The sequence below is a fragment of the Streptomyces sp. NBC_01077 genome (assembly GCF_045162855.1).
Taxonomy (GTDB): Bacteria; Actinomycetota; Actinomycetes; order Streptomycetales; family Streptomycetaceae; genus Streptomyces.
Map to the genome: position 1 here is coordinate 6,593,565 of NZ_CP108669.1, position 25,394 is coordinate 6,618,958.

The following is a 25,394-nucleotide window of genomic DNA, read 5'->3' on the forward strand; positions in this document are numbered from 1 at the left end:
CGGCCATGATGGGGGGCATGGCGGGCCTGGAGGGTAGGGAACAACCGCGGCAGCGCACAAGCGCCGCCGCAGCGCGCTGGTCACCGGGCGCGGACGACGAACAGGCCGCCGACGCAGTGGAGTTGTACGGCAACCCGGCCGAGGAGGATGTCCGGCTGCCGTCCCGCCCCGAATCCGCGTGGGTGGCCCGCAGGCTCACCCAGCACGTCGTGCTGCGGCAGTGGGCGCTCGGTCCGCAGATCGCCGAGCACGCGGTGCTGCTCGTCTCGGAGCTCGTCGGGAACGCGGTCCGGCACACCGGCGCCCGGGTCTTCGCGCTGCGGTTGCAGCGCCGGCGCGGCTGGATCCGGATCGAGGTGCGGGATCCCTCGCGCGGGCTGCCCTGTCTGATGCCGGTGCACGAACTCGACACGAGCGGCCGGGGGCTCTTCCTGGTCGACAAGCTCTCGGACCGGTGGGGTGTGGACCTGGCGCCGCGCGGCAAGACGACCTGGTTCGAGATGCGGGTCGCCGACCGCCCCTGAGGGTCTTCGGTCCGAGGAACGTCGGCCGTCCCCGAACGCACGGAAGCCCCCGTGTGCCGAGGTGAGGCACGTGGGGGCTTTCGTGTGGTGCGCCGTGGACGGGGGGGTGTATCCACGGCCGCTATGTCGACCTGGCCCGGGTCAATGGGGGTCGTGTCTCCGACTATGGCAGACAGGTGGCCTTGCCGCCAAAAGTCCCTAGTGGGGCAATCCAGGTCAAACTATGACAGTTGCACAATGAATCCTTGGTGACGTGTGGCACCCGCCTTGTAAACAGTGAATGGCTATGCGGTTCATCGCTTGTTTCCCCGGCTCGTCCGCATGGTGGACGCCGCCTCGGGGGCCATAAACGTCCTGAATTGGCCTAATCGTAATAAATCGGGTGCTATCGCCTTTAAATGGTCGCGTGAAGCCGATCGACCGCCGCGGAGCCCTCCGGGCCGGTGCGGCCGCCGCCCTCGCGGGAGCCCTCGCCACCGCCTGCGGCACGGCCCCCCGCCCCACCGCGCCCATGCCACGGCGCCCCGCCCCCGCGCCCGTCGCGGCCCCCGCACCCCGGCGCCTCCCCGGGCAGCCCGCCGAGATCGCCCACGGCCCCCGCGACCGGCCCCGGGTCGCGCTCACCTTCCACGGCCAGGGCGACCCCGCCCTCGCCCGGACGCTCCTCGGCCAGGCCGAGAAGGCCGGCGCCCGCGTCACCGTCCTCGCCGTCGGCAGCTGGCTCGACACGTACCCCGACCTGGCCCGCCGCGTCCTCGACGGCGGACACGACCTCGGCAACCACACCCAGCGCCACATCGACGTCAACGCCATGACCGAGACCGAGGCCCTCGCCGAGATCGAGGCCTGCGCCACCCGGCTGCGCCGGCTCACCGGCTCGATCGGCACCTGGTTCCGGCCCTCCCGCACCCAGCACGCCGCCCCGGCCGTCCTGCGCGCCGCCCACCGCGCCGGATACCCGCACGTCCTCTCGTACGACGTCGACTCCCTCGACTTCACCTCGCCCGGCGCCCCCGCCGTCGTCCGCAACGTCACCGGATCCGTCCGCCCCGGATCCGTCGTCAGCCTGCACTTCGGCTACCCGGACACCGCGGCCGCGCTCCCCCTCCTCCTCGCCGACCTCGACCGCCGCGGACTGCGCGCGGTCACCACCACGGAGCTGCTGACCTGATGGCACACCTCACCCAGGGACACCGCGCGCACGGACGCCTCACGAGGAGAAGCAGGACCCTCCTCGCCGCCGCCCTCCTCGCCGCGCTCGCCGGCTGCGGCACGGGGGACCCGGGTGACGGCGCCGCACCCGTGAAGAAGGCCGCCCCCGCTGTTCCCAAGCCGGCCGCGGCGCCCGCCGGGCTCCCCGGGATGCCGCCGGTCCTCGACCCGAAGGACGTCTACGCCGCCGACCGGCCGGGCAAGCTCTCCCCGGTCGTCAGGAACTTCCCCTCCCGGGTCTACGTCCCCAACACCAACTCCAACACCGTCTCCGTCATCGACCCGGCCACCTACCAGGTCGTCGAGACCATCCCCGTCGGCATCCAGCCCCAGCACGTCGTGCCCTCCTGGGACATGAAGACCCTCTGGGTCAACAACAACCGGGGCCACACGCTGACCCCCATCGACCCCGCCACCGGCGTCGCGGGCAAGCCCGTCGAGGTCCACGACCCCTACAACCTCTACTTCACGCCCAACGGCAAGTACGCCATCGTGATGGCCTCGCTCGACCGCGAGCTCGTCTTCCGCGACCCGCACACCATGGAGCGGAAGAAGTCCGTCCCGGTCAGCTGCTACGGCGTCAACCACGCCGACTTCTCCGCCGACGGGCGCTACTTCGTGGTCTCCTGCGAGTTCTCCGGTGAACTCCTCAAGGTCGACACCGAGAAGATGGAGGTGATCGGGCAGCAGAAGCTGCCCTTCGACGGCGCCATGCCCCAGGACGTGAAGATCTCCCCGGACGGGAAGACCTTCTACGTCGCCGACATGATGGCCCACGGCATCTGGGTGCTCGACGGCGAGAAGTTCACCACCCCGACCCTGCTGCCCACCGGCAAGGGCTGCCACGGGCTCTACATCAGCCGGGACTCGCGCGAGATGTACGTCCCCAACCGCGGCGAGGGCTCGATCTCCGTCTTCGACTTCGAGAAGAACAAGCTGACGAAGAAGTGGTGGCTGCCGGACGGCGGCTCCCCCGACATGGGAGGCGTCTCCGCCGACGGCAAGGTCCTGTGGCTCTCCGGCCGCTACGACTCCGAGGTGTACGCGATCGACACCACGAGCGGGAAGCAGCTGGCCCGCATCCCGGTCGGCGGCGGCCCCCACGGCCTCGCGGTGTATCCGCAGCCGGGACGCTACTCGCTGGGCCACACGGGGATCTTCCGGTAATCACCCGGGAGGGCCGGGGTGGCCGTACCACCCTCATCCGGCCCCGCCGGGCCAGCTAATCTGACCCCGTCAGAGAAGTACCGAGAAGGGGCGGAAGCAGTGGCGGACATCGAGTCGGCACGCACGGCATTCAACAAGTTCGACGCGGACGGGGACGGGTTCATCACCGCCGCGGAGTACAAGAGCCTCATGGCGCAGCACGGCGACTTCAACGTCACCGAGACGGTCGCCGAGGTGCTCATCAAGCAGCGCGACGACAACGGTGACGGCGTCCTGTCCTGGGACGAGTTCTGGGCGCACTACAGCAAGGCCTGACCCGCCCGCCCGGACGGGTGGCGCAACGCTGAGTTGCCGCCCGTCCGGGGCTCGGTGACGATCGTCCGGTGACGCTTCCCGGACACCTTGGTACCCCGAGCCGTCTGACGGCAGCGGTCCTCGCCGCCGTGGCCGTCCTCGTCGTCGCCCTGCTGGGCGCAGGCCTCGCCGAGACGGGCACGGGCGAGCTCCGGATACCCGCCGCGGGCACCACCACGCTGCTGCGGCTCCTCGTCCTCACCGGTCTGGCCGTGCACCTCGGCGAACTCGTCGGACGCCCGCTCGCAGGCGAAGGACCACGGCCCCGTGCCTGGTCCGCACCCGCCGCCCTCCTCGCCGCGGCCGCCTCGGCCGGGCTCCTGCTGCTCTTCGCCGCGGTCAGCGGACTGCGCCCGAGCGTGGTGTACGGCCTCCGCGAGGGCCGTCTCGTCCTCGTCACGGCCAACGCCTTCGTCCTCGCGGCCCTCTGCGCCGCCTCCCGCCGCCCCGGGCTCGCCGCCCTCCCGCTCGCCGTCGCCGTCGGGGCCGAGGCGATGCGCGCCCACCCGGAGACGTACCAGCCCCTGGTGGGGACCACGCTCACCCTCGTCCACCTCACCGCCGCCTCGCTCTGGGCCGGCACGCTCCTGTACGTGCTCCGCACCATGCGGCTGCGCGGCGGCGGGCGGGAGGTCCTCGTCCGGTACGCCCGGATGGCCGCCTGGGCGTACGCGGCCCTCGCGGTCACCGGCACCGTCTCGACCCTGCGCAAGCTGCCCCTCGACGCCGTCCTGAGCACCGCCTACGGCCGGGTCCTGCTGGTGAAGCTGGTGCTGTTCGGCGGGGCGAGCCTGCTGGCCCTGGCCGCCCGGGGGCGGATGCTGTCCGGCGGGAACGCCCAGGCACCCGCGCGCGTGGAGGTGTCCGTCCTCGCGGCGATCGTGGTCGTCTCGGCGCTGCTGACCGTGGTGCCGAATCCGCACGGACTCGTTCCCTGAGCTCTCCCCGATCGCCCCACGACCGCCCCTCCCGAGCGCTCCCCGCCCGTCCCCCGCCGCCCGTCCGGCCGGGCGGAGCCGTACGCCGGCCGCCCGATGCCGTTGGCAACTCGCTGCATCACATGCCCGTGGCCGGATCACGGCCCGGCGCCGAAACGATCCGGCAGACGCCTCCCACCTGGCCTTCTGGCCGGAAGCAGGGGGTCCGCCCGAGGCGTTCCCCCGCCCTTTCCCGCAGGTCGTGAGGCAGCTCGTTGCCAGGCAGCTTCCTGGCCTGTCCTGAAGCGGACAGCCGGGGCCCCGCGGTGATTTCCTCTAGGTGTGCGGCCGGGAAGGCTGAAAAGTCACCGGCCGCCAAGGAGCTCCTGACACGCACGTACGCCGCACTCGTACCGCATCCGCAACCCGGAATGGAGACCCCCATGTCCTGTCGCTCCCGCCGCGCAAGCAGCGTCCTCGCCGCCGTCGCCACCGCCTTCCTCGGCGGTCTCCTCATGGCCTCCCCGGCCGAGGCCGCCCCCACCGGCCCGGGCGCCGTCACCCAGCGCGGGGACGACTTCGTCTGGCCGACGCCGCCCCACCCGCAGATGCCGGACTTCCCCTGCGTCCCGACGCTCCCCGGACTGCCCTGCGTCATCCAGATCCCGGACGACTTCGTCTGGCCGACCGCCCCCAGGGACTGACCGCGATGCTGCTCACGACCGCCGCCACGGCCGCCGCCCCGCTCCGGCGCCACCCCCGGCCTCAGATCCACTCCCGGCGGGTCGCCTGCACCCCCGCCTCGAACCGGCTCGACGCACCCAGCCGCTCCATCAGGTCCGCCACGATCCGCCTCTCCGTCCGCACCCCGATGCCGAGCGCCCGCGCCACGGCCTCGTCGGTGAGACCGCTCGCCAGAAGCTGGAGCAGCTTGCGCTCCTGCGGGGTGAGCCCGCCGGGCAGGGCGTCCCCCGGGCCGTTCAGCGGGGAGGCGTGCTCCCAGTAGGCCTCGAACAGGGCGCGCATGGCCAGGACCACCGGCTGACTGCTGAACAGCAGCGCGGACGGCTGGGCCTGACCGGGCAGTCCGGCGACGACCGCCGCCGCCGTGTCCACGATGAGCAGCCGCATCGGAAGCGTCGGCGAGGTACGGATCTCGCTGCCGCGCTCCGCCATCCACTGGGCGTGTGCCCGGGTGACCCGGTCACCCGCGACGCTGTCCAGATAGATGGTCCGGAAGCGGACGCCCCGCTCCATCGCCCGCTCGTTCAGGGGCCGGCCGGCCTCGACGGACTCCTCCGTGAGGGCCTTGCCGGGATGGAAGGCCAGCGACTCGCCCGTACAGGACTCGGCGAGGGCTTCGAGCCGGGTGCGGATGTCGTCGACGTTGTCGAGGTGCTCCGCCCCGTCCGGACCGCCCGACCGGCCCGAGGCCGTGTACTCGGCCGCGAGAGCGGCGAGGGCGGCACGATTCTGCTCGATCCGCTGCTGCCGCGAGGCGAGTTCGCGCTCCTCCCGCTGGAGCAGCACCTTCAGACCCAGTGAGGGGTTCACCGCGCGCATCCGGCCCGGGGTGTCCCGGGACGGCGCGAGCAGCGAGAGGCGCGTCAGCAGGTCGAGCGCCTCCTCCACCCGCTCCGTCGTGCAGCTCAGCAGTTTCGCCAGGCGCTCGGGATCGTGCTCCTTGTGGAACAGGATCGCGCGGTATACGCCCAGCGTGTGTTGGTCGAGCGACGAGACCTCGTCCACGGTGTCCCCCAACGGTCGGACCGCCCCCGGCCGGTCGGGGCGGAGGCTCTGAACCGGGTCCCGCGCCGCATCGCCCGAGCTACCCGATTCACCCCATTCACACGATCATCACGCTACCCGTTCGACGATCTCCTCGAAAGGGACGTCACGTGCTCCAGACCGGTTCCTCCCCGCCGCGGCTCGACGGTCTTGTCGTCCTCGTCGTCGACGCCACCACGGGCATCGGCCGGGTGCTCACGACACGTCTGAGCGCCGCCGGGGCGATCGTCGCCGTCGTCGGCGCCGGCCACCCGGACCGCGACGACGACGCCGCCACCAACGCGGCCTTCCTCTGCAAGGCGCTCAACGACGCCGGCCTGCTGGCCCTGCCGTACCGCATCGACATCCGCGACCCGGCCGAAGCGGGCCGGCTGCCCGGCCAGATCGCCGCCGACGCCGGCCCGGTGAACGCCGCGGTCGTCGTCCTGCCGGCGCCGGACGTCACCGGCGAACTGCCGCGCGCCTTCCGCGCCGTGTCGGCCGCCCTCGCGGCCGCACTGCCGCCCGGCGCCCGGCACATCGAGCGCAGCCCGGCCGCCGCGGCCGGACCGGACACGACGACGGCGGAGGACCGCACCTGGCTCCGGTCCGTCGTCGACGACCTGGCCGCCGACGCGGCACGGGCGACCAGCCGCTGACCGGCGGCCCGCGAGGGCCGCCGCCACAGAAGTCACCACGGGGAGAGAGATGTCCATTCGTGTCGTCGTGGCCGGTGACCACCAACTGGTCCTGGAGGCCTTCGCCGAGACCCTGAACGGCACCAACGGCCTGGACGTCGTGGGGCTCGCCACGACGTTCGAGGCGGTGCTCCCGGCCGTCCAACGGCACCGGCCCACGGTGTTGCTGCTCGGTGAGAGCACCATGGGAGGCAAGGCGCTGCACGCCGCGACCGAGGTGCGCTCGCACCATCCGAGCTGCGGGGTGGCGCTGATGGTCGGTTCGGCCACGCCCTCCGTGGTGGACCGGGCGGTGGCCGCCGGAGCCCTCGGAGTCGTACCGAAGACGGCCCGGCTGCCGCAGCTGATCACCACTCTGGTGGGGGTCGCGGGGGGCTGCCTCACCGTCGACCCGGGGCTGCTCCGGACGCCGGCGGCGGGGGAGAGGGTGCTCAGCGTCCGTGAGACGGACGTGCTGCGGCTGACCGCCGGCGGGGCGACGGTCAAGGAGATCGCGGGCGAGCTCTACCTCGCGGCGGGGACGGTACGGAACCTCACCTCGGCGGCGATCAAGAAGCTCGGCGGGCGCAACCGGTTCGACGCGGCGCGCATCGCGGCGGAATGCGGGCTGCTGTGAGGGCGGGTGCCGGGACCGGGGAGGGGAGGCCCGGACGTGCGCCGGCCCCGGCACGAGGCGTGCCGGGGCGGGGCTTCACGACAGGGTGGAGCAGGGCGCTCCGTGCGCTCCTACTTCTCCAGGCAGAACTCGTTGATCGGGTATCCCACATGACGGTCGGCCGTCGGCAGGTGACCCAGGATGCGGTCGCCCGGCTTGAGTTCGGTGCTGTTGAGCACCGAGGCGCCGGGACCGAGGACCCGCACGTGCCAGTCGTCCTGAAGGATCAGGTTGACCGTCTGCCCGCTGGGTGCGACCGCGTCGATGGAGATGAGCGGACGGGTCTCGATCTTCACCCGGCCGACGCTGACCGGTCGCGTACGCCCGTCGACGTCGACCGCCAGAACGGAACTGCCGGCGTGCAGCTCGCTCAGGTAGTGGGTGCGGCCGTTCTGCCCCACGGTGTACGAGTGCAGGGCACCCGCGTTGACGCGGAACGGACGGGTCGGCATGTACGGCAGCGGGTGGGTCTCGCTGACGCACAGGACCATGCCCTTGGAGTGGGAGCCGACCAGGATGCCCTCGTCCTTGCGGAAGTGGGTCGTGGTGTCGACACAGGCACGCTCGCCCATGCCGATGTGCGTGGTCGCCGTGACCTCCAGTTCGACCAGGGAGATCTCGCCGCCGTGCGCGGTCGCCGCGGTCCGCAGGGCCGTCGCGTCGCCGACCGTACGGCCCCGCATCAGGACCCCGTCCGAGCCGTGCTCCAGGACGCCGTACAGGATCTCGGCCTCCTCGGTGTCGGCGGCCGTCGTCACGATCGAACCGGGCGCGCCCGAGGCGGCCGCGATGACGATCTCCAGCGGGATCTTCGTCGGGTCGCGGAAGTCGAGGACGCTCCACGCCTCCAGACGCGCCGCCAGGCAGGCGTCCTCGAGGGTGTCGGCGTCGACGATCTCCACGTACCGCCCGAACTGCACGTCCGGGTGGGCCGCTTCGAGCTCGGCGCGGCCGTCCCGCGGACCGGGGACGATCACGACGTCGACCCCGCCCAGGTCGGCGGGCACGGTCGCGGCGCCGTCCTCGAAGAGCAGGACCTTGCGCACGGTGGGCGGCAGACCGGCGAACACGGCCGGGTCGGCGGCGACGATGCCGTCGATCTTCTGGTGCACGGCCTCCTCGAGGACGGCGGCGGTGGCGGCGCCGGCCTCACGGATGTCAAGCCAGCACAGTTTGGCGTCCGTCATGATGCGGACCTCCTGTCAGGTTGTCGAGAGACGAGTTGTCGGGAGTCGAGTGGGCGAGGCGGGTGTCGTCGAGGTGCGGGTCGTCGAGCGGTGCGCCGTCGAGGTGGTCGGGGGTGAGGCGTTCGCTGTGAAGCCGCTCCCGGCCGCCCGGCTCGCCGAACGGGACGGTGGTGAAGTGCTGTTCGGGGAAGTGATGCACGATCCGGGCGACCTTGGCCGCGAGGGCGCGCGGGTCCTTGGCCTGGAAGATGTTGCGGCCCATGGCCACCCCGCCCGCCCCTCCGGCGATGGCGTCCCTGACGTACGCCAGGACGTCCTCCTCCTTCTCCAGGGCGGGTCCACCGGCGACGAGCACCGGCACCGGGCAGGCCGCGGTCAGGTCGAGCATCTCCGCGGTGGATCCGAGGAAGACGGTCTTGACCAGATCCGCGCCCAGGTCCGCGGCGATCGTCACGGCGTGCGCGACGACCGCCGGGTCCCGGGGGTCGCTGATCCGCGGCCCGCGCGGGTACACCATCGCGAGCAGCGGCAGGTTCCAGCGGTCGCAGGCGTCGGCGATCCGGCCGAGGTCGCCGATCTGCTGCCGCTCGTCGTCGGAGCCGAGGTTGACGTGGACGCTGACCGCGTCCGCGCCGAGGCGCAGGGCCTCCTCGACGCCGGCGACGACGTACTTGGCGTTGGGGTCGAGCGCCTGGCTGGTGCTCGCGTTGAGGTGGATGATCAGCGACATCGCGGCGAACCGCTCCGGGCTGATGTGCCGGACGCTGCCCTTGTGCACGACGACGGCGTCGGCGCCGCCGGCCGCGATCCGGGCGGCGAGCTGGTCGAGCGTGGTGCCCTTCGGCACCACGGGACCGTCGTGGATCGAGTGGTCGAGAGGGGTGATCATCAGGCCGGCCGTGCTGTGGCGGTAGAGCCGCCGTAGCCGCAGCGACCGGGCGAAGTGGCCGAAACCGGTCATGGAACGCCCTTTCTGGTTCGCGAGGAGGCGTGATCGGGCTGGTGACCCGGGCCGCTCACGCGGATGGGGTCGTCCCGCGCGGTGGCTCCGCGCGGGGAGCTGAGGGCCGGCCCGCCGGCGCGCGGGGCGCCGACGCCAGGAAGGGCGGAGGCGGCCGGGGCTGCCGAGGCGGTGGCGTGGGTGGCCGAGGCGGTGGCGTAGGCGGTGGAGGCGGCGGGGTCCGGCGGCGAGACGGAGCGCAGGTAGGCGCGGTCCGGTTTGCCCGAGGGGGTGAGGGGCAACCGCGGCCAGACCGAGACGCGTACCGGAGTGTGCTCCGGGGTCAGCGCCGCGGCCACATAGCCCCGCAGGTCGCAGGAGGTGTGCCCGGCCCCCGAGTACAGCTCGACGGCCGCGTGCACCTGCTCCACCCAGTCGCGGTCCCGCACCCCGAACACCGTGGCCTGACGCACCTGCGGATGGCGCATCAGCGCCTCCTCGATGGCCGCCGGATCCAGCTTCAGGCCGCCGTGCTTGATCACGTCACCCACCCGGCCGTCGAGCCGCAGGTAGCCGTACCGGTCCCAGTGCCCCAGGTCGCCGGTGCACAGCCAGCCGTCGCGGAAGACCGTCCCGGTGCGTTCCTCGTCGCCGAGGTAGCCGGCCGTGACAGTCGGCGAGCTGATCCAGATCTCGCCCGACACCCCCCGCTCCGCCTGGGGGCCGCCGCCGGGGCCGCGGATCTCCACCCGCACCCAGGGGAAGGGGCGGCCCGCCGAGCCGAGCAGCTCCGGTTCGCGGTGGTCCAGCGGGTTGAGGCTGCTGATGCCGCCCGCCTCCGTCGTCCCGTACACCTGGATGAGCACGTCGCCGAAGAGCTCGACGGCCCGGGCCACCCGTGCCGGCGCCGCCGGGGTGCCGCTGTAGGTGATGCGGCGCAGCGACGACAGGTCGGTGAGCGGGGCGGCCGGATGGTCCAGGAGCCGGTAGAGGTGCGGTACGGCGAGGTAGACGTCGGTCACGCCGTGCCGCTCGAAGGCGTCCAGGACGTCGCCGGCGTCGAACTCGTCGTGCAGCACGACCCGTCCGCCGCTCGCGAGCACCGCGTCGGCCATCGGCGCGGTCGTGTGGCTGATCGGCGTGACGGACAGCAGCGTCGCGGGTCCCCGGGGATCGAGGCCATGGGCGAGGCGGCCGACGAGCTCCTCACGTGTGTCGTACCGCTGGGCGACCATCTTCGGCCGGCCCGTGCTCCCGCTGGTGAACTCGACGGTCGCGAGGTCGTCCGGGCGCGGCTCGGGGAGTCGCGCCGGCAGCGGTTCGGCTGCCCCGGCTGCCGTCCCCCAGGGGACGGTCAGCGCGGTCACGGCCGGTACGCGGCGGGTGAGCCAGGTGCCGCGCTCGGTGCTCTCGTCGTCGACGAGCAGCACCGACACCCGTAGGTCCTCCAGGAGTTGGGCCTGGGTGGCGACCGAGAAGGTCTCCGTGTCGGTCCGCGGATTCATCGACCGTACGTACACGGAGGTGGCGCCGAGCAGATGGACGGCGTACCGGGCGCCGAGCATCGACGGCCGGTTGGGGCCGGTCAGCACGGCGACGGTGTCACCGGGGCGGACGCCGCGGGAGTGCAGCAGGGCCGCGGTGGCCCGCACCGAGCCGGCGAGCCCGCCGGCGGTGACGGCCTCGTCGGCGCGGTGGATCACCACGCGCCCCGGGTCCTTTCCGAGAGCGTCGAGAATGCGGCGTACGTACATGGTTCCTCCTTTCCGAAAGAGGCGGGATGGGCTGACGGGATTCGGGGACATGGGGATTCGGGGGCTACGAGATGCGCATCTGCGCCATCATTCCCATGGCGCTGTGGTCGATCATGTGGCAGTGATAGGGAAAGACCCCGCGGTGGGTGTCGAAGGTGAGCTGGAGTTTCGCGGTCTGCCCTGGGAAGAGGAGGACGGTGTCCTTGAGGCCGGCCTCCGCCGGATAGACCGGCATTCCGTCCCGTTCGAGAATGCGGAACTGCACCAGATGGGTGTGGAAGTTGTGCGGAACGGTCGTGCTGGTGTTCTTGACCGTCCACACCTCGGTGGAGCCCCAGGCGATCTCCGTGTCGATCCGGTCGTGGTCGAAGGTCTTCTCGTTGATGTACGCGAGGTGACCCGTGCCCGGCTCGTCCATCCGCAGCTCGAAGCTCCGCTCCACGGTCGGCGTGGGCAGCGGCGGCAGGGTGGTGAGGACGTCCGGCACCCGGCTGGTGTCGGCGGCCTTCTCCTCGACGTCGAAGCGCATGACCTGCCCGACGAGCTCGGTCGGTCCGGGGCCCAGCATGTTCGCCAGGGTGACCTGGGTGCCGGGCGCGTACCGCGAGAAGTCGACGACGAAGTCGGCGCGCTCACCGGGGGAGAGGACGATCACCGGCGAGGGCGCCGGTGCCGGCAGCAGCCCGCCGTCCGAGCCGACGTGGATGACGGGGCTGCCGTCGGAGAGCGCCATCACGAAGATCCGCAGGTTGCAGGAGTTGACCATCCGGAAGCGGTACTTGCGGGCCTTCACCTTCATGTACGGCCACGGGGCCCCGTTGACCAGGATGGTCGTGCGGTTGAGCGCGTCGTCCATCGTGTAGGCCAGCTGCCCCGCCGCGTCGAAGTGCGCGTCCCGCAGGATCAGCGGCACCTCGTACGGCCCCGAGGGCAGTCCCAGCGCGTCCTCGGCCTCGTCGCCGAGGAGATAGAGCCCGGAAAGGCCCCGGTAGACGTGCTCGGACTCCAGGTGGTGGGCGTGGTCGTGCGTCCACAGCGTGGCGCCCACCTGGCGGTTGGCGTACACGTACGTCTTCGAGGCGCCCGGCTGGATGAGGTCCATCATCCCGCCGTCCTGGTCCTGCGGGTTGGCCCCGCCGTGCAGATGGACCGAGGTCGGCGCGGACAGCGCGTTGATCTGCTTCACGACGGCCGTACGCCCGCTGCGGGCCCGGATGGTGGGGCCGGGGAAGGTGCCGTTGTACGTCAGGACCTCGGTCCGCAGACCGGGCAGGATCTGGACCCGCGCCCTGCGCATGGTGACCGCGTAGTAGTCGGCCGACCGGGTGCGCCGGTACGGGGCGAGGACCTGCGGCCGGGGCAGCGGCACGGTGAACGGGGTGACCGTGGGCGGGCCGGCGGGCGGCTCGGCGGCCACCGCCGGCGTACCGGAGGTGAGGCTCTGGAACACCCCGCCGGCCGCGCCGACAGCGCCGACGGCACCGGCGGTGAGTCCGAGTCGTATCGCATGGCGGCGAGAGAACACAGCGGATTCCTATCGTGACGGTTTTCCGGGAACGGTGGTTCGGAACGGTGATTCGGAACGGTGGTTCGGAACGGTGATGAATTCGCTCTCCGAGCATGGGCGTGAACCGCCGGAACTCCGAGCGGGTTCGCGCCGGTTCTTGCATGTGTCACGCGATCGATGACCTCGGTCATTTCCGCCGGTGGGTACGGGAATCAGGCACTCCGGGATGACGGGAGTCATGGTGCGGCATGCCGTCCGTCACGCCTTGCCCGGGAAACGTCACCGATTTCGGCGGGCGCCGATCGGGTTCCGATTCCCCGCGCGAGAGTGGTGCCCGGCGTCTGCCCTGCGTGCGGCGCCTTTCCGCCCGCCGGCCCCGGGGCCCGCACGGCCCCGGCGCCGGACCGTCATCCTCGCGCCCACGGAGGCACCGTGCAGACCACGCAGACACGATCGGACCTCGGTCCGCGCCCACTCGAACCCGCCCTGGCCGTACCGGCGTTCACCGGCGGGGTGCGCGTCCTCTTCGCCGCGGAGGACGGAGCCGCCGGAGGGGACGTCGCCACCCTCGCCGGGCCCGCCACCTCCCTCGCCCTCCGCCCCGTCCGGGACGGCGTCCGGACCGCCCTGGAGCGACTCGCCGAAGGGCCGCTGCCCGCCGAGGAGTTGTACGAGGGCCTACGCCCCGCCGAGCGCGTCCAGTTCGAGCGGGTCCTCGACCGCGCCCGGCACCTGGTGGCTCACGCCGTCCTGGCCCGGGGCGGTGGCCAGGAGGGCGGGGTCCGGGAGCTCCTGCGGCTCGAACCGGTGGCCCGCGACGCCGCCTACGTGCCGGTCCTCGTCCCCGCCGGCGCCACCGTCCGGCTCTCCCGCTTCGCCTTCTGCCGTACCCGCGAAGGCGCCCTCGTCCTGGAGTCGCCGCTGGTGAAGTTCCGGGCGGTGCTCACCGATCCCGCCGCCCGGACCCTGGCCGCCGCTCTCGGCGAGCCCGGCCCGCCCGCCCGCCTCGGCGCGGACGCCGGTCTCGACGCGGCCGGCACCGCCGACGTCCTCGGCCACCTCGTCGGCGCCGGATTCGCCGAACTCGCCGACGAGGACGGGGTCTTCGCGTCGGACGGCGAACCCGTCCTGCGCCAGTGGGACTTCCACGACCTCCTCTTCCACTCGCGCATCCGCTCCGGCCGGTACGACGACGTGTTCGGTGCCGTCTACCCCCACCGGGGTGCCGTCGAGCCCCGGCCGGCGGTAAGACCGGTCCCCGAGGGCGCCGCCGTGCCGCTCCACCGGCCGACCCGGGAGGAGATCGCGGCGCACGACCCCTCCCTCACCACGGCGATCGAGACCCGGCGCTCCATCCGGGGCTACGGGGACCAGGAGATGACCGCGCGCCAGCTCGGCGAGTTCCTCTACCGGGTCGCCCGCGTCCGCGCCCACTACACGCCGGAGCCCGGCAGCGACCGCGACGAGGTCGTCTCCCGCCCGTACCCGAGCGGGGGGCAGGGCTACGAGCTGGAGCTGTACGTCACCGTGCGGCGCTGTGAGGGCCTGGCCCCCGGCATCTACTACTACGACCCCGTCGGCCACCGGCTCGTCCTGCGGAACGAGGAGGAGGCCGACCGCGAGTCCCTCTTCCACGTCGCCTCCCGGGCCACCGGCATGGAGGCGCGTCCCGACGTCCTCGTCACCGTCACGGCCCGGTTCCAGCGCATGTCGTGGAAGTACCGGGCCATCGCCTACGCGACCACGCTCCGGCACACGGGCGTGCTCTACCAGACGATGTACCTGGTCGCGACGGCCCTCGGCCTTGCCCCGTGCGCCCTGGGCAACGGCGACGCCGACATGTCCGCGCGGGTCCTGGGCCTGGACTACCTCCAGGAGTCCTCCGTGGGCGACTTCCTGCTCGGCAGCCGGCGCCCGGACGACTCCGTCGCAGGTGAGCCGGGGGAGGGCTGGCGGATGCTCAACAGCCCCGAGTGGTCCCTTCCCGAGAATCCCTGAGCCTTTCGGCATGACGTCGGTTATTCCGGGCGTGATAAACGTCAGGCGGTGCTTGGAAAGGCTGGTGCAGCCGGTGGCCGGTCAGCATTATTGGTGTTGCAGCCGAACGGTTGCCGAGAAGAATTCGGAAAGGAATTCAGAATGAGCATCGACGACATCAAGCAGGGTGACGACGCGGACAAGGCGTTCGAGAACTTCGACGTCGACGAGCTGGAGACCCTCGAGGTCGCCCAGGGTGTGGCCCTCCCGGAGATGGGTGCCTCCAGCGGCTCGATCGGCACCTCGTCCTCCTCGTCCTCCACCTGCTCCGCCTGCTGAACATCCCCCAACCGAAACGCTGAAAGGAAACACACCATGAGCATCGACGACATCAAGAACGGCGACGACGCGGCCTTCGACAACTTCGACGTCGCGGAGCTGGAGACCCTCGAGGTCGCCCAGGGCGTGGCCCTCCCGGAGATGGGTGCCTCCAGCGGCTCGATCGGCACCTCGTCGTCCTCGTCCTCCACCTGCTCGGCCTGCTGACCGAGTAACCGAGGCTGAACGCACGACGCACGAAGGATGCGACCGCCCGGCTCAGGCCGGGTGGCGCATCCTCGCGTGCGTTGCGCGTGTTCTCGGAGAGGCTCCGGCGCGTCAGCCGCGCAGGGCCACGTGGAAGGACGAGGCCCAGAGCACGATCGCGGCGCCCAGGCCCACCACCGTGCGGATCGTTTCCGCAGTGGTGCCGGCCGCCAGGACGACGAGCCCCACGAGCGCGACCGCCGTCAGGAGGATCGCGGTCCACTTGTACTGCCCCTGGTCGAAGAGGCGGGCGAGCGGGAAGAAGTGCAGGCCCACGACCAGGCAGATCCCGACCGGGATGAACTCGGGGTGGCCCGAGGCGTTCGACGCGGCGATCACCGCGAAGATCGCCACCAGCTCGGCCATGTTGACCAGGCCGACCCCCCGGTTCCACTTCTCCGGCAGACGTACGAGACGGGTCACGGGACCCGCGGTGCCCCGGAAGGCGAACACCACCGCGCTGGCGGTCACGAGGGCGGCGACGACGCCGACCGCGACGGACACGGGCACCGCCGCTATTCCCGAACCGCCCGCGAAGGCCCATACGAGGGCGAAGACGGCGAGGACGATCGCGCCGCGACGGCGCAGATTACGCGTGAGTGCCAGGCACTCCGCGTCGGTGGTTTCCGTAGTCATGGCGCGGACCTTACAACGGCGGTCCGCGATGATCCGACCGGGTTGTCTATTTTCAGCCAGTCCGACTCGGGCTGTCTCGAACGAAGCCGTGGCCCGAGCGTCACGGAAAGGGTGACACATGTCAGCCCGAGCCCCCTATCCCCTATCGCGCCGCAATTCGCCGTCACATGATTGCGGCCCGGAAGTGAAAAGACACCAGGACGTTGTTCTCGAATTCTCGGAAGGTGCGAAATCATGGGGGTTGATGCGCTGGAGCGCACTGCCGTGAAGCCGGATTCCGACGGCCTGACGGGAGTGCGGCTGCACACACGGATGCCGGTCACACCCGCCTGGCTCGCCCGGTACGTCGTACCGGTCGCCCGCGCGCTGAACGAGGCGGGCGCTCCCGCCGTCCAGCTGCGCCGCGGATGGCTCCACGGGTCGCACGTCGACATCCTCGCCCGCGACGCCACCGGCGTCCCGGGCGGCGGCCCCGACTGGGAAGGCGTCGCGCGGGGCCTGACCGCCGGCCCGCTCGACCCGCCCCGGGCCCTCACCGAGGAGACCTACCTCGACCAGGCCCGCGAGTTCGGCCGGCTCGAGGCCGTCCAGCCGCCGTACCTGCCGCTGCGCGAACACGGCGCCGTCGAGCGGATCGAGCCCGGCGGGCGGCCCGGCGCCGCCTCCCGCGACCCGCGCCTGGACCGCTTCCGTACCGTCGTGCACGGGGCACTGACGCCCGCGCTCCTGCGGACGATCGACGGCCTCGCCGGCGAGCCCGGCTCCGGCACGCTCCGGCTCGCCGAGGCCTTCGTCGCGCTCGCCGACACCCACACCCTCGGTCTCGGGTACGGGGTCTTCTCGCCCCGCTCCCACGTCGAGGCCTTCCTCGCCTGGGCCGCGCCCACCAAGGACGTCCGCCCCGTCTTCCGGCAGCGCCTCGCCCAGGACGCGCCCGTCCTGCGCCGGGTCGTCGAACAGCGGCTGAGCGGCGAGGTCTCCGCGACCGCCGCCGCCTGGCGCACCGGACTCGCCTACGGCGCCGGGGCCCTGGAGAGCGCGGTCGCCGCCGGCACCCTCACCCTCGACCTGCTCGACGGCGCCACCGCCGGGCTCGACCGCTCCGAGATGGGCCCGCCCGGCGCCACGACCGTCGTCCCGCAGGGGGAGCAGCCCGACAGCGACTTCCACCGGACGGTCGGCGAGGCCGGCGTGACCTCGGCCCCGTCCCCGTGGTTCGCCTCCTTCCGCCTCCTCACGAACCTCTTCTACGAGCAGCTGCCGCTGCTCACCGTCTCCCCGATGCAGCGCTACTACACCTGCTTCGCCGTCGCCGAGACGGTCGACGAGGTCCTCGGCGTCTCCTGGCGCGAGCGCATCGCGGCGAACACCCCTGCCGGGAAGCCGAGTTCTGCCGTTCCTGACGCCCCCGCCTCCACCTCCACCTCCGCCTCCGCCTCCGCCCCCGCCCCCGCCTCCACCTCCGCCCCTGCCCCCGCCCCGAGCCCGGCTCCGGGCGCCGCCCCCGAGGGAGCCCTTCGATGACCGCCCCCGTGATCGGACCCCCGACGGACCTGCTCGGGGCCACACCGCCCGTACCGAAGCCCGAACCCGGAGACGTACCGTCGCCCGCTCCGGCCACAGGGACCCCCGTCCCCGAGCCCCTCTGGTTCCTGCGGGTCAACCCGCTGCGCCGGGCCCGGCTCGCCGACGCCGAGCTGCGGCGGCAGCTGGTCCTCGTCACGGCCGCCGAGCAGAGCCTCGCCGTCGCCTCCGCCGCCGCGTCCGACGAGCTGTACGAGCGGATCGGCGCCGCGACCGACGACGCCGAACGGCGTGAACTGATCGCCCTGCGCCGGTCCGTGAACAGCGGTAAGGCTCCCAAGAAGCGGCCGGCCACCGGTGGCCCCGTGATCGACGCCTGGCTCGTCGCCCGCCAGGAGCGCGACCGGATCCGTGAGGAGCTCGTCGCCGGCTACCCCGACGCGGCCGAGCGCGAGCGCGGTGTCCTCGCCGAACTCCTCGGCGACCCCGACCTGTTGCGCTCCCTGGCGCTCGTCGCACCCGAGGTCCACCAGGAGGCCGAGCGCTACCGCGCGGCCGTCCGGTCCCCCGGCAAGGTCCCGTCCAAGTCCCGCAAGTCCGAGCGCGGACTCATCCAGTACGTGACCCGCGCCATGGTCCGTACGAGCCCGCTCGCCCGGTTCACCGCCGTCGGTATCGCCGAGCCCGACCCGGCCGCGCCCGGCCCCGACGAGGCCGGCTTCGGGGGCGCGACCGCCTTCCCGGGCCTCGACCGCGTGATGCTCAACTATGTGCTCGGCGGGCTGCCCGACCCCTCGGACCGGCCCATCGAGGACATGTGGATCGGTCTGCCGCCCACCTCCGCGCCCGACCCGGCGGCCGGGAAACTGTTCTTCCTCAAGCCCGCCCCCGAGGGGATGCGCCGCGCCGCCGTCTCCCTCGACGGCCCGGCCGGCGACCTCCTCGACGCGGTCTCCATGGGCCCCCGCCCCTTCCCGTCCGTCGTCGCCCATGTCGCCGAACGCTCCGGATGCGCAGCCGACGAGGCCGACCAGAAGGTCCGCGGCGCCGTCGCGCAGGGCCTGCTCTGCACCTTCCACGAGGCCGAGGACGGCTCCACCGACTACGAGGTGCTGCTCACCCCGGACGACCCGCGCCCGCTGACGAAGCGGCTCACCGACCGGGTCAAGGCCGGCATGCCCGCCTTCACCGCCGCGCCGGCCGCCGAACGCGGCACGGCCCTCGCCGAGTTGCGCGGCGCCCTCGGCGAACTCAGCCACGCCGCCGGGCGCCCCGCGCACGTCACGGTCGAGGAGGACTACGTGATGCCGCCGCTCAAGGTGGCCACGGAGCCCTGGAAGAAGTCCCTGAAGGACCTCGGCCCGGCCGTCGAACTGCTCACCGTCTTCGACTGGCTGCACGACGTGCGGGTCCTCATGACCGCCGCCTTCGTCGAGCGCTTCGGCCCCGGGGCGAACGTCCCCCTCGCCGCGAACGCCCCCTTCGTCGTCGGCGAGGTCTCCCGCCGCGCCGCCGCCATGGCCGCCGTGTACGGCCCCGACGGCCCCGGCGACCCGACCGCCCTCAAGGGCATCGGCCCCGCCGACGGCTCCCTGGAGCGCATCTACGAGCTGCGCCGCGAGGTCACCGAGGCGCTCCACGCCCTCATCGGCCAGGCCGTGGAGCGCGGCGACGACACCCTCCGCATCAGCCCGGAGCAGGTCGCCGGCCTCACCGGCGACCTGCCGGAACGATTCCGCCGCGACCCGCTGATCTACGGCATCCTGCTCCAGCGGGGCGACGGCCACCTCGTCCTCAACGACGGCCTTCCGGGCCACGGCATGCTGTACGCCCGCTTCCTGGAGGCCGACCGGCGGCTGGGCGGCCGCGCGCTGCCCCGGCTCGCCGACCACGTACGCCGGGTGTACGGGCACGACGGCGCCCGCGTCACCGAGGACCTGGGCCTGCACCGCCTCAACGTCAACGCCCACACGCCCATCCTGCCCGGCGGCCTGAACCCCGACGACTGGTTCGGACTGCGGCTCGCCCACGACCCCGAGACCGACTCGCTGCGCGTCGAGGACGCCGACGGAGCCCCGCTGCGGGTCCTGCCGCTCGGCACCGGCCACCCCGGCCTCTTCCCGCCGCCGCTCTCCGTCGCCTCCGGGCTCGCCATCAGCGGCCGGCTCTTCAACGCCCTCCCCAACAGCTGGCACGCCGCCACCCCCTGGGACAGGGCCACCACCCGCGTCGCGCCCCGCATGGCCGTCGGCGACGTCCTCATCGGCCGCCGCCGCTGGTACGGGGGAGAGGAACTCGGTACGGCCCTGGCCGCCGGGCCCGAGGAGCACGAGCGGCTCCTCGCCCTCAACGCCTGGCGCGCCAAGTACGGCGTCCCCGAGGAGGTCGTCGTCAAGACCGTTCCCGAGGACGAGGGCCCGCTCTCCGTCGGCGCCCCCGACATCCAGTCCAAGCGCCTCCAGCAGAAGCCCCAGTACGTGGACCTCAGCAGCGCGCTCGGTGCCCGCGTCCTGCCCCGGATGCTGGAGCGCCGCGGCGCCGACACCGGCGGCAGCTACCTGGAGGAGGCGCTGCCCGGCGTCGTCGACGGCACCCACGCCACCGAGTGGGTCGTCGAGGTCGGCCGGACCGCCGGCGGCCGCTTCACCTACCACCCCACGACCGAGGCCCACGCGACGGCCGAGACCCACCCGACGGCCGAGGCCCGGCCCACGACCGAGGCGGAGGAGCGATGACGATGCCCGGAGAAGCGCTCAGGACGCGCCCCGACCTGCACTACGCGCCCGTCCCCGGCGGGGTCTACTTCAGCGGCGCCCGCGCCCGGTTCGTGCTGCGCGGCTCCGAGGTCCTGCACGCCGTCGCCCAGGGCTGCGTCCCGCTCCTGGAGGACGGCACCGACGAGGACGCGCTCGTCGCCGAGATCGGCACCGAACGCGCCCGTCCCGCCGTCCGGCTCCTCGTCGACAAGCTCCGCGAGAACGGACTGCTCCTCGACCCGGCCGCGCACACCGCGCCCGAACCGCCCGCCGACGTACGGGAACGGCACGCCGAGTCGCTCGCCCGCCTCGAAGGCCTCCTCGACGACCCGTACGGGGCCTTCGCCCGGCTCCGGGCCGCGACCGTCCTCGTCACCGGGCCGGCGACCGCGACCGGACCCGCCGTACGGGGCCTGCGCCGGGCGGGGATCGGCACGGTCCTCACGGACGACGAGGCCCCGGCCGTCACCCCGGACGCGGTCCTCGACATCCGCGAGGACGAGGAGACCTCGGCTCCCGGCGCGTCCCTCGTCGTCCCGGTGCTGCTCGGCGGCACCGGCGTCACCCTCGTCGGACCCGCCCTCACCGGCCCCGGACGCCCGGCCGTCCGGGCCGCGTTCCACGAGCGGGCCCGTGCCTGGGCCGCCGCCGAGTCCACCGCACCCGCGCCCCGCCCCATGGCGGACGCGCTCGCCGGCGCCCTGGGGGCCCAGCTCCTCATCGACACCCTGACCGGTACGGCGGACAGGGGCGAGGCCCATGTCGTGCACGGGGCGGACCTGGTGTCCGACCGGGTCACCGTCGAGGGAGCCCACGTGGCGGCCGCGCCCGGCCGACCGGGCTCCCTCCCCGAGGGTCCGTTCACCCTCGCCGCCGCCCCGGCCGACCCCCGTCCCGAGCCCGACGAGGCGCGCGAGACCGCGACCCTGCTCGCCGCGCGCTGGACCGGGCCGCTGGCCCTCACCGAGGGCGACGACCTGCCCCAGATGCCGCTCGCCCTGCGCGCCGCCGAGCTCCGTGCCGACGGCCGCCCCACGACCACGGTCCTCGCCTGGGCCGCCCATCAGGAGACCGCCACCGTGGCGGCCACCCTGCAGGCCCTGCGGGCCCTCATCCCCGGGGCGCCCACCCCGGCGGCCGGTCCGCACGCCCGCATCCCCGGGGCTCCCACCCCGGCGGCAGGGCTCACGAGGGAACACTGGCTCCTCGACGGCGCGTTGCGCCTGCTCGCCGAGGAGACGGAACCCCTGCCGGCGAAGACCGCCACCCCGCACGTGCCGCCCGCGGCCCTCCCGGCGGGCGCCCCCGCCGTGGCCGCGGGCGGCGGGGCGTGCGAGGTCCTCGACGCGGAGGGCCTGCGGATTCTCGCCGCCCTCCGTGGTCTCCTCTCCTCGGAGCCCGCCGTACGGCTCCACGGGGTGCCCGGACTCGACTGGCGGCTCGCCGAGGTCACCGCCGACGGCACCGGCCTCGGGCGGGCCTGGGGTGCCGACGCCGCGGAGGCCGCCCGGAACGCCCTGTGCACCGCGCTGGCCCGCACCCAGGCCGGCGAGGACGCCACTGCCGTCGACCCGCTCTCCACCGACGCCCTGCTCTTCGCCGACCGTGCCGCCCTGGACGCGCTCCGGGCCCGACTGGCCGCCCGCTCCGGCACCACGTACCGGGGCGAAGCCGTCCGCCACGACCCGGTGCTCGGCGAGCTTCCCCTCTGGTACGGCCCCGTGGAGGCCCACGATGCCCACTGACACCCTCACCCCCGTCCTCGCCCCGGCCCTCGCCCGGGGCCCCGGGCTCGACGCCCACCCCGCCGACGAGGCCTGGCGCACCGCGCTCGACGCCCTCGCGGACGTCCTCCCCGAGGGAACCGTCGCGGTCGACCGTGGCTGGCACCTCGACTGGGAGCGGGACCGGTTCGACGAGGCCGTCGCCACCGGCCGGGCCCACCTCTCCGTACGCCTCCTCGGCGACGAGGTCCTCATCGGCCCGCTCTGGCGGCCCGGCACGGACGCGGGCTGCGCCGGCTGCGCCGAGGTCCGCGACCGCACGGTCCCCGACCACCCGCTCGTCGGCGACCTCCGGTACGCGACCGCCGCCCCCGGGCCGGGCGCGCCGCTCCTCCCCGAACTGCTCCGGGCGACCCTGGAGCACCTGGTGAGGCGGCCGCTCGGGCCCGGCGAACTCTTCTCGGTCTCGCCGCGCGGCCTGCGCCGGCACCGCATCGCCCGCAGCTTCCACTGTCCGCTCTGCGGACCGGCGTACGAGCGGCTCGACGGTACGCAGACCCCGGCGCCGCTCGTCCCGACCGACCGGCCCGCCTTCCCGGACGACTGCACCCGCACCGCCGCCAGCCGGCTCGTCGAGCGCGGAGTACTCCAGGACCGGCTGGTCGACGACCGCTTCGGGCCCGTCCGCGCGCTCCTGCGCGAGTCCCGTGCCCCGTTCGCGATGAGCATGGCCGTGGTGCCGGACGCCCCGGCGATGGGCCACGGCCGCGCCCGGACCTTCGCCGAGACCGGACCCGTGGCGATCCTGGAGGCGTACGAGCGCCTCGCGGGCTTCCCGTACGACATCCCGGTCCTCACCCACCGCCCGTACGCGGAGGTCGCCGGCCACGCCGTCGACCCGGCCGGTCTCGGGCAGTACACGGCCGAGCAGCTCGCCCACCCGACCAGCAGGGCCACGCCGTTCGACGCGGACACCCCGATGGACTGGGTGTGGGGCCACGACCTCGACGACGGGCGCGCGCTGCTCGTCCCCGCCGACCACGCCTTCTACCAGTACGAGTACAACCACCGCAGGGACCGCAGGGCCGCCCGCGCCGCCGGGACGCCCGGCCGCAAGCACTACTTCTACGAGTCGTCCAGCGGCTGCGCCGTCGGCGCCAACCTCGAAGAGGCCGCCCTGCACTCGCTGTTCGAACTGGCGGAGCGGGACGCGTTCCTGCTCTCCTGGCACCGCGCCGCACCGCTCCCCACCATCCCGAACTCCTCGCTCACCGACCCCACCAGCCGGGCCATGATCGAGCTGATGGAGTCGCGCGGCTTCGACGTGCACCTCCTCGTCGCCACCCAGGACATCGGCCTCCCGGTCGTGTGGGTGCTCGCGGTGAACCGGCTGAACCCCTTCCCCGCCACCTTCTCCTCGGCCGGCTCCGGCGCCGACCCGCAGTCCGCGATCCGCGGCGCTCTGCGCGAGGTCGCCCAGCTCGTCACCAACCCCGTCGACTGGACCCGCGAGGACGTCGAGCCGATGGTCGAGGACCCTTGGCTGGTGCAGGAGTTGGAGGACCACGTCCGCTTCTCCTCGCTGCCCGGGACCGCCGCCCGTGCCACCGCCGCGCTCGGCGGTCCCCGGGTCACCCTCGCCGAGGCCTTCCCCGACTGGCCGGGCCGGATGGACCGCGGCTCCGGCGGGGACGTGCGCGGCGCCCTGGACTTCGTCCGTGGACTGTTCGCCGAGGCCGGGCTCGACCGGATCGTGCTCGTCGACCAGACCAGCCGCGAACACGCCGACGCGGGCATCCACGTGGCCCGCGCGGTCGTCCCCGGTATCGTCCCGATGTGCTTCGGCCACGCGCAGCAGCGCCTGGCCGGACTGCCCCGGCTCACCGCCGCCCTGCGCGGCACCGGGCAGGAGCACCGGGTGTTCCCCCTCGACCCCCACCCGTTCCCGTGACGGCCCCGCCGGCCCCGCGCGCGGCGGACACCGTGGCGCCGTCACGCCGCGGCCCCGTCGACCTGCCCGGCCCCGAGGGCGACAACAGCATCGCCCGCGAGCCCCTCTGGTACGCGTACGGGGCCGGGGAGGACGCACCGGAGGCGCCCCCGTGGACCTGGGCGCCGCAGCCGCCGCCCGACACGCACGTACCGCCCCCGCCGCCGCGCGGGGGCGGCCCGCGCCGGGCTCTGCCGCTCGGCACCCACGACCGGCTCGCGGCCCTGCCGTACCCGGCACTGCCACCCGGCGGCGAGCGAGGCCGCGGCGCGGTCGAAGCGGTCGAGGACCGGCTCGGCCGCGCCCTCGTCACCGCCTTCGGACCGCAGCGAAGGGAGCCCGAGAACCCCTACAACGACCACCGGCCGTACGCCTCGCCGCGCTGCCTCTTCCCCGTCCACGCCTTCGTGGACGGGGGCGCGGGCATGCCGTGGCGCCTCCTGGAACCGGACCGGCACGCCCTCACCGGCGACCGGGAGACTCCGGCCCGGAACGTCGTCCTCACCGGCCGGTACACGAGCGTGCCGCCCGCCTACCAGTGGTTCCGCGGCTCGCTCATCGCCATCGAACTCGGCTTCGTGCTGCGGGCGTTGAGTCTCGGCCTGGAGCTGTTCGACGTGCCCGCGCGGCTGCGGCTCCCCGGGCGGGACGCCCACGCGCTGCTGCCCGCCCTCGGCCTCGACGACGCCTGGGCCTGGTCCCTGCCGTTCGTCGTGGAGCTGGCCGGAGAGGGAGTGCGGGAGGTCCGGGCGGCCCCCGTACCGGAGCAGCCCGCACACCTCACCCGCACCGACCCCGCCCTCGCCGAGCTGATCCGCGTCAACCGGGAGCAGACGTACGACGGCGACCCCGCCCCGCTCACCACCGCCGTCCCGGCGGGCCTCGGCCCCTCGGCGACCGTGCCCGACTGGGCCGAGCTGCTGTGGCGGCGCCACTCCGGACGCATGCCGCGCGCCCTGCACGGCATGAGCGGCCGGCGCCGGAACGTACCCGCCGAGGCCCTCGACAGCGCGGCCCGCTGGCTCTCCGTGCCGCCGCCCGGAAGTGAACTGGCCCTAGCCTTCGAGGCGTTGACCGTCACCGCCGTCGTCCAGGGCGTCGAAGGACGGACCGACGGCGTCCACCGGCTGCGGAACGGCGCCGCGCATCTCCTGCGCGCCGACGCGACCGCGCCCGAACGTCTTGAGGAGCGGTACGGCTACGGCGTCTCGCCCGTCAACGGCTGCGGCATCCGCGACGCGCCGCTCACCGTGTTCCTGTCCGTACGGACCCGGGAGCTCTTCGAGCGACTCGGGACCGCCGGCTGGGGCGCCGTCCAGCACGCCGCCGGCTGGGCCGCGCACGGGCTCTGCCTGTCCGCCGCCGCCTCCGGCCTCTTCGCCCGCCCCGTGCGGGCCTTCAAGGAGATTCCCACCCAGCGCGTCCTCGGCCTCGACCCCGACGAGATGATCGTCCTGTCCGTGGTCGTGGGAGTACCGCAGGACACCGGCGGCGCGCTGCTCGACCTCAGACTCTGAAGG

22 protein-coding genes are annotated in these 25,394 nt (G+C 73.6%); 16 read left to right on the forward strand and 6 right to left on the reverse strand.

Features of this window, described 5'->3' with window-relative positions; genetic code table 11:
• Positions 1 to 17 precede the first annotated feature (17 nt).
• The 6 genes from OG462_RS30000 (at position 18) to OG462_RS30025 (ending at position 4,878) form a co-directional block, all read left to right on the forward strand.
• Positions 18 to 524 (forward strand): ATP-binding protein, encoded by a 507-nt coding sequence (locus OG462_RS30000; RefSeq protein ID WP_406062345.1) that lies wholly within the window; start codon positions 18 to 20, stop codon positions 522 to 524.
• Between the two features lie 406 nt (positions 525 to 930).
• The gene (locus OG462_RS30005) at positions 931 to 1,695 is read left to right on the forward strand and encodes a polysaccharide deacetylase family protein (protein ID WP_406062347.1); all 765 of its coding nucleotides are present in this window, start codon (positions 931 to 933) and stop codon (positions 1,693 to 1,695) included.
• On the forward strand, positions 1,695 to 2,903 hold the full coding sequence (locus OG462_RS30010) for a YncE family protein (protein WP_406062349.1): 1,209 nt from the start codon (positions 1,695 to 1,697) through the stop codon (positions 2,901 to 2,903). The genes OG462_RS30005 and OG462_RS30010 overlap by 1 nt, the downstream gene beginning before the upstream one ends.
• Positions 2,904 to 3,002: 99 nt before the next feature.
• Positions 3,003 to 3,218 (forward strand): EF-hand domain-containing protein, encoded by a 216-nt coding sequence (locus tag OG462_RS30015; protein ID WP_384119803.1) that lies wholly within the window; start codon positions 3,003 to 3,005, stop codon positions 3,216 to 3,218.
• A 68-nt stretch (positions 3,219 to 3,286) separates the two neighbouring features.
• Entirely contained in the window at positions 3,287 to 4,195 is a 909-nt protein-coding gene (locus tag OG462_RS30020; RefSeq protein ID WP_406062351.1) for a CopD family protein, read from the forward strand.
• A gap of 422 nt (positions 4,196 to 4,617) precedes the next feature.
• Positions 4,618 to 4,878 (forward strand): hypothetical protein, encoded by a 261-nt coding sequence (locus tag OG462_RS30025; protein ID WP_406062353.1) that lies wholly within the window; start codon positions 4,618 to 4,620, stop codon positions 4,876 to 4,878.
• Positions 4,879 to 4,939: 61 nt separating this feature from the next.
• Here the strand turns inward: OG462_RS30025 and OG462_RS30030 are convergent, their stop codons facing one another.
• Entirely contained in the window at positions 4,940 to 5,923 is a 984-nt protein-coding gene (locus tag OG462_RS30030; RefSeq protein ID WP_406062355.1) for a LuxR C-terminal-related transcriptional regulator, read from the reverse strand.
• A 149-nt stretch (positions 5,924 to 6,072) separates the two neighbouring features.
• Here OG462_RS30030 and OG462_RS30035 point away from each other — a divergent pair, with 149 nt between their 5' ends.
• Both OG462_RS30035 and OG462_RS30040 read left to right on the forward strand, forming a co-directional pair.
• Positions 6,073 to 6,600 (forward strand): hypothetical protein, encoded by a 528-nt coding sequence (locus OG462_RS30035; protein WP_406062357.1) that lies wholly within the window; start codon positions 6,073 to 6,075, stop codon positions 6,598 to 6,600.
• A 49-nt stretch (positions 6,601 to 6,649) separates the two neighbouring features.
• Positions 6,650 to 7,255, forward strand: coding sequence for a response regulator transcription factor (locus tag OG462_RS30040; RefSeq protein WP_406062359.1), 606 nt, complete (start codon positions 6,650 to 6,652; stop codon positions 7,253 to 7,255).
• Positions 7,256 to 7,365: 110 nt separating this feature from the next.
• Here the strand turns inward: OG462_RS30040 and OG462_RS30045 are convergent, their stop codons facing one another.
• From OG462_RS30045 to OG462_RS30060, 4 genes are all read right to left on the reverse strand, one after another.
• A complete protein-coding gene (locus OG462_RS30045) occupies positions 7,366 to 8,481 on the reverse strand; it encodes a 3-dehydroquinate synthase II family protein (protein ID WP_406062360.1) in 1,116 nt (371 codons plus the stop codon).
• The gene (locus OG462_RS30050; protein ID WP_406062361.1) at positions 8,453 to 9,442 is read right to left on the reverse strand and encodes a 2-amino-3,7-dideoxy-D-threo-hept-6-ulosonate synthase; all 990 of its coding nucleotides are present in this window, start codon (positions 9,440 to 9,442) and stop codon (positions 8,453 to 8,455) included. The genes OG462_RS30045 and OG462_RS30050 overlap by 29 nt, the downstream gene beginning before the upstream one ends.
• The gene (locus tag OG462_RS30055) at positions 9,439 to 11,175 is read right to left on the reverse strand and encodes a class I adenylate-forming enzyme family protein (RefSeq protein WP_406062362.1); all 1,737 of its coding nucleotides are present in this window, start codon (positions 11,173 to 11,175) and stop codon (positions 9,439 to 9,441) included. The genes OG462_RS30050 and OG462_RS30055 overlap by 4 nt, the downstream gene beginning before the upstream one ends.
• Positions 11,176 to 11,239: 64 nt before the next feature.
• Positions 11,240 to 12,700 (reverse strand): multicopper oxidase family protein, encoded by a 1,461-nt coding sequence (locus OG462_RS30060; RefSeq protein ID WP_406062364.1) that lies wholly within the window; start codon positions 12,698 to 12,700, stop codon positions 11,240 to 11,242.
• 414 nt (positions 12,701 to 13,114) lie between these two features.
• Between OG462_RS30060 and OG462_RS30065 the strand changes: the two genes are divergently transcribed.
• From OG462_RS30065 to OG462_RS30075, 3 genes are all read left to right on the forward strand, one after another.
• Positions 13,115 to 14,680, forward strand: a complete 1,566-nt coding sequence (locus OG462_RS30065; RefSeq protein WP_406062366.1) for a SagB family peptide dehydrogenase — start codon at positions 13,115 to 13,117, stop codon at positions 14,678 to 14,680.
• A 141-nt stretch (positions 14,681 to 14,821) separates the two neighbouring features.
• The gene (locus OG462_RS30070) at positions 14,822 to 14,998 is read left to right on the forward strand and encodes a thiazolylpeptide-type bacteriocin (RefSeq protein WP_406062368.1); all 177 of its coding nucleotides are present in this window, start codon (positions 14,822 to 14,824) and stop codon (positions 14,996 to 14,998) included.
• Positions 14,999 to 15,034: 36 nt separating this feature from the next.
• Positions 15,035 to 15,205 carry a thiazolylpeptide-type bacteriocin gene (locus OG462_RS30075; protein WP_015036315.1) on the forward strand — a complete coding sequence of 57 codons (171 nt, stop codon included), beginning with the start codon at positions 15,035 to 15,037 and terminating at the stop codon, positions 15,203 to 15,205.
• A 111-nt stretch (positions 15,206 to 15,316) separates the two neighbouring features.
• Here the strand turns inward: OG462_RS30075 and OG462_RS30080 are convergent, their stop codons facing one another.
• The gene (locus OG462_RS30080; RefSeq protein ID WP_406062370.1) at positions 15,317 to 15,880 is read right to left on the reverse strand and encodes a DUF7010 family protein; all 564 of its coding nucleotides are present in this window, start codon (positions 15,878 to 15,880) and stop codon (positions 15,317 to 15,319) included.
• Positions 15,881 to 16,114: 234 nt separating this feature from the next.
• On the opposite strand from OG462_RS30080, the gene OG462_RS30085 reads away from it, so the two are divergent.
• Genes OG462_RS30085 through OG462_RS30105 form a run of 5 tightly spaced genes read left to right on the forward strand, consistent with a single transcriptional unit; the run spans position 16,115 to position 25,391 of the window.
• Positions 16,115 to 17,404, forward strand: a complete 1,290-nt coding sequence (locus tag OG462_RS30085; RefSeq protein ID WP_406062372.1) for a hypothetical protein — start codon at positions 16,115 to 16,117, stop codon at positions 17,402 to 17,404.
• A complete protein-coding gene (locus tag OG462_RS30090; protein ID WP_406062373.1) occupies positions 17,401 to 20,139 on the forward strand; it encodes a hypothetical protein in 2,739 nt (912 codons plus the stop codon). Before OG462_RS30085 ends, OG462_RS30090 begins: the two co-directional genes overlap by 4 nt.
• Before the next feature lie 2 nt (positions 20,140 to 20,141).
• The gene (locus OG462_RS30095; protein ID WP_406062375.1) at positions 20,142 to 21,905 is read left to right on the forward strand and encodes a hypothetical protein; all 1,764 of its coding nucleotides are present in this window, start codon (positions 20,142 to 20,144) and stop codon (positions 21,903 to 21,905) included.
• Complete coding sequence (locus OG462_RS30100) at positions 21,895 to 23,835, forward strand: TOMM precursor leader peptide-binding protein (RefSeq protein WP_406062377.1); 1,941 nt, start codon at positions 21,895 to 21,897, stop codon at positions 23,833 to 23,835. The genes OG462_RS30095 and OG462_RS30100 overlap by 11 nt, the downstream gene beginning before the upstream one ends.
• Positions 23,832 to 25,391, forward strand: coding sequence for a nitroreductase family protein (locus OG462_RS30105; RefSeq protein ID WP_406062378.1), 1,560 nt, complete (start codon positions 23,832 to 23,834; stop codon positions 25,389 to 25,391). Before OG462_RS30100 ends, OG462_RS30105 begins: the two co-directional genes overlap by 4 nt.
• Positions 25,392 to 25,394: the final 3 nt, after the last annotated feature.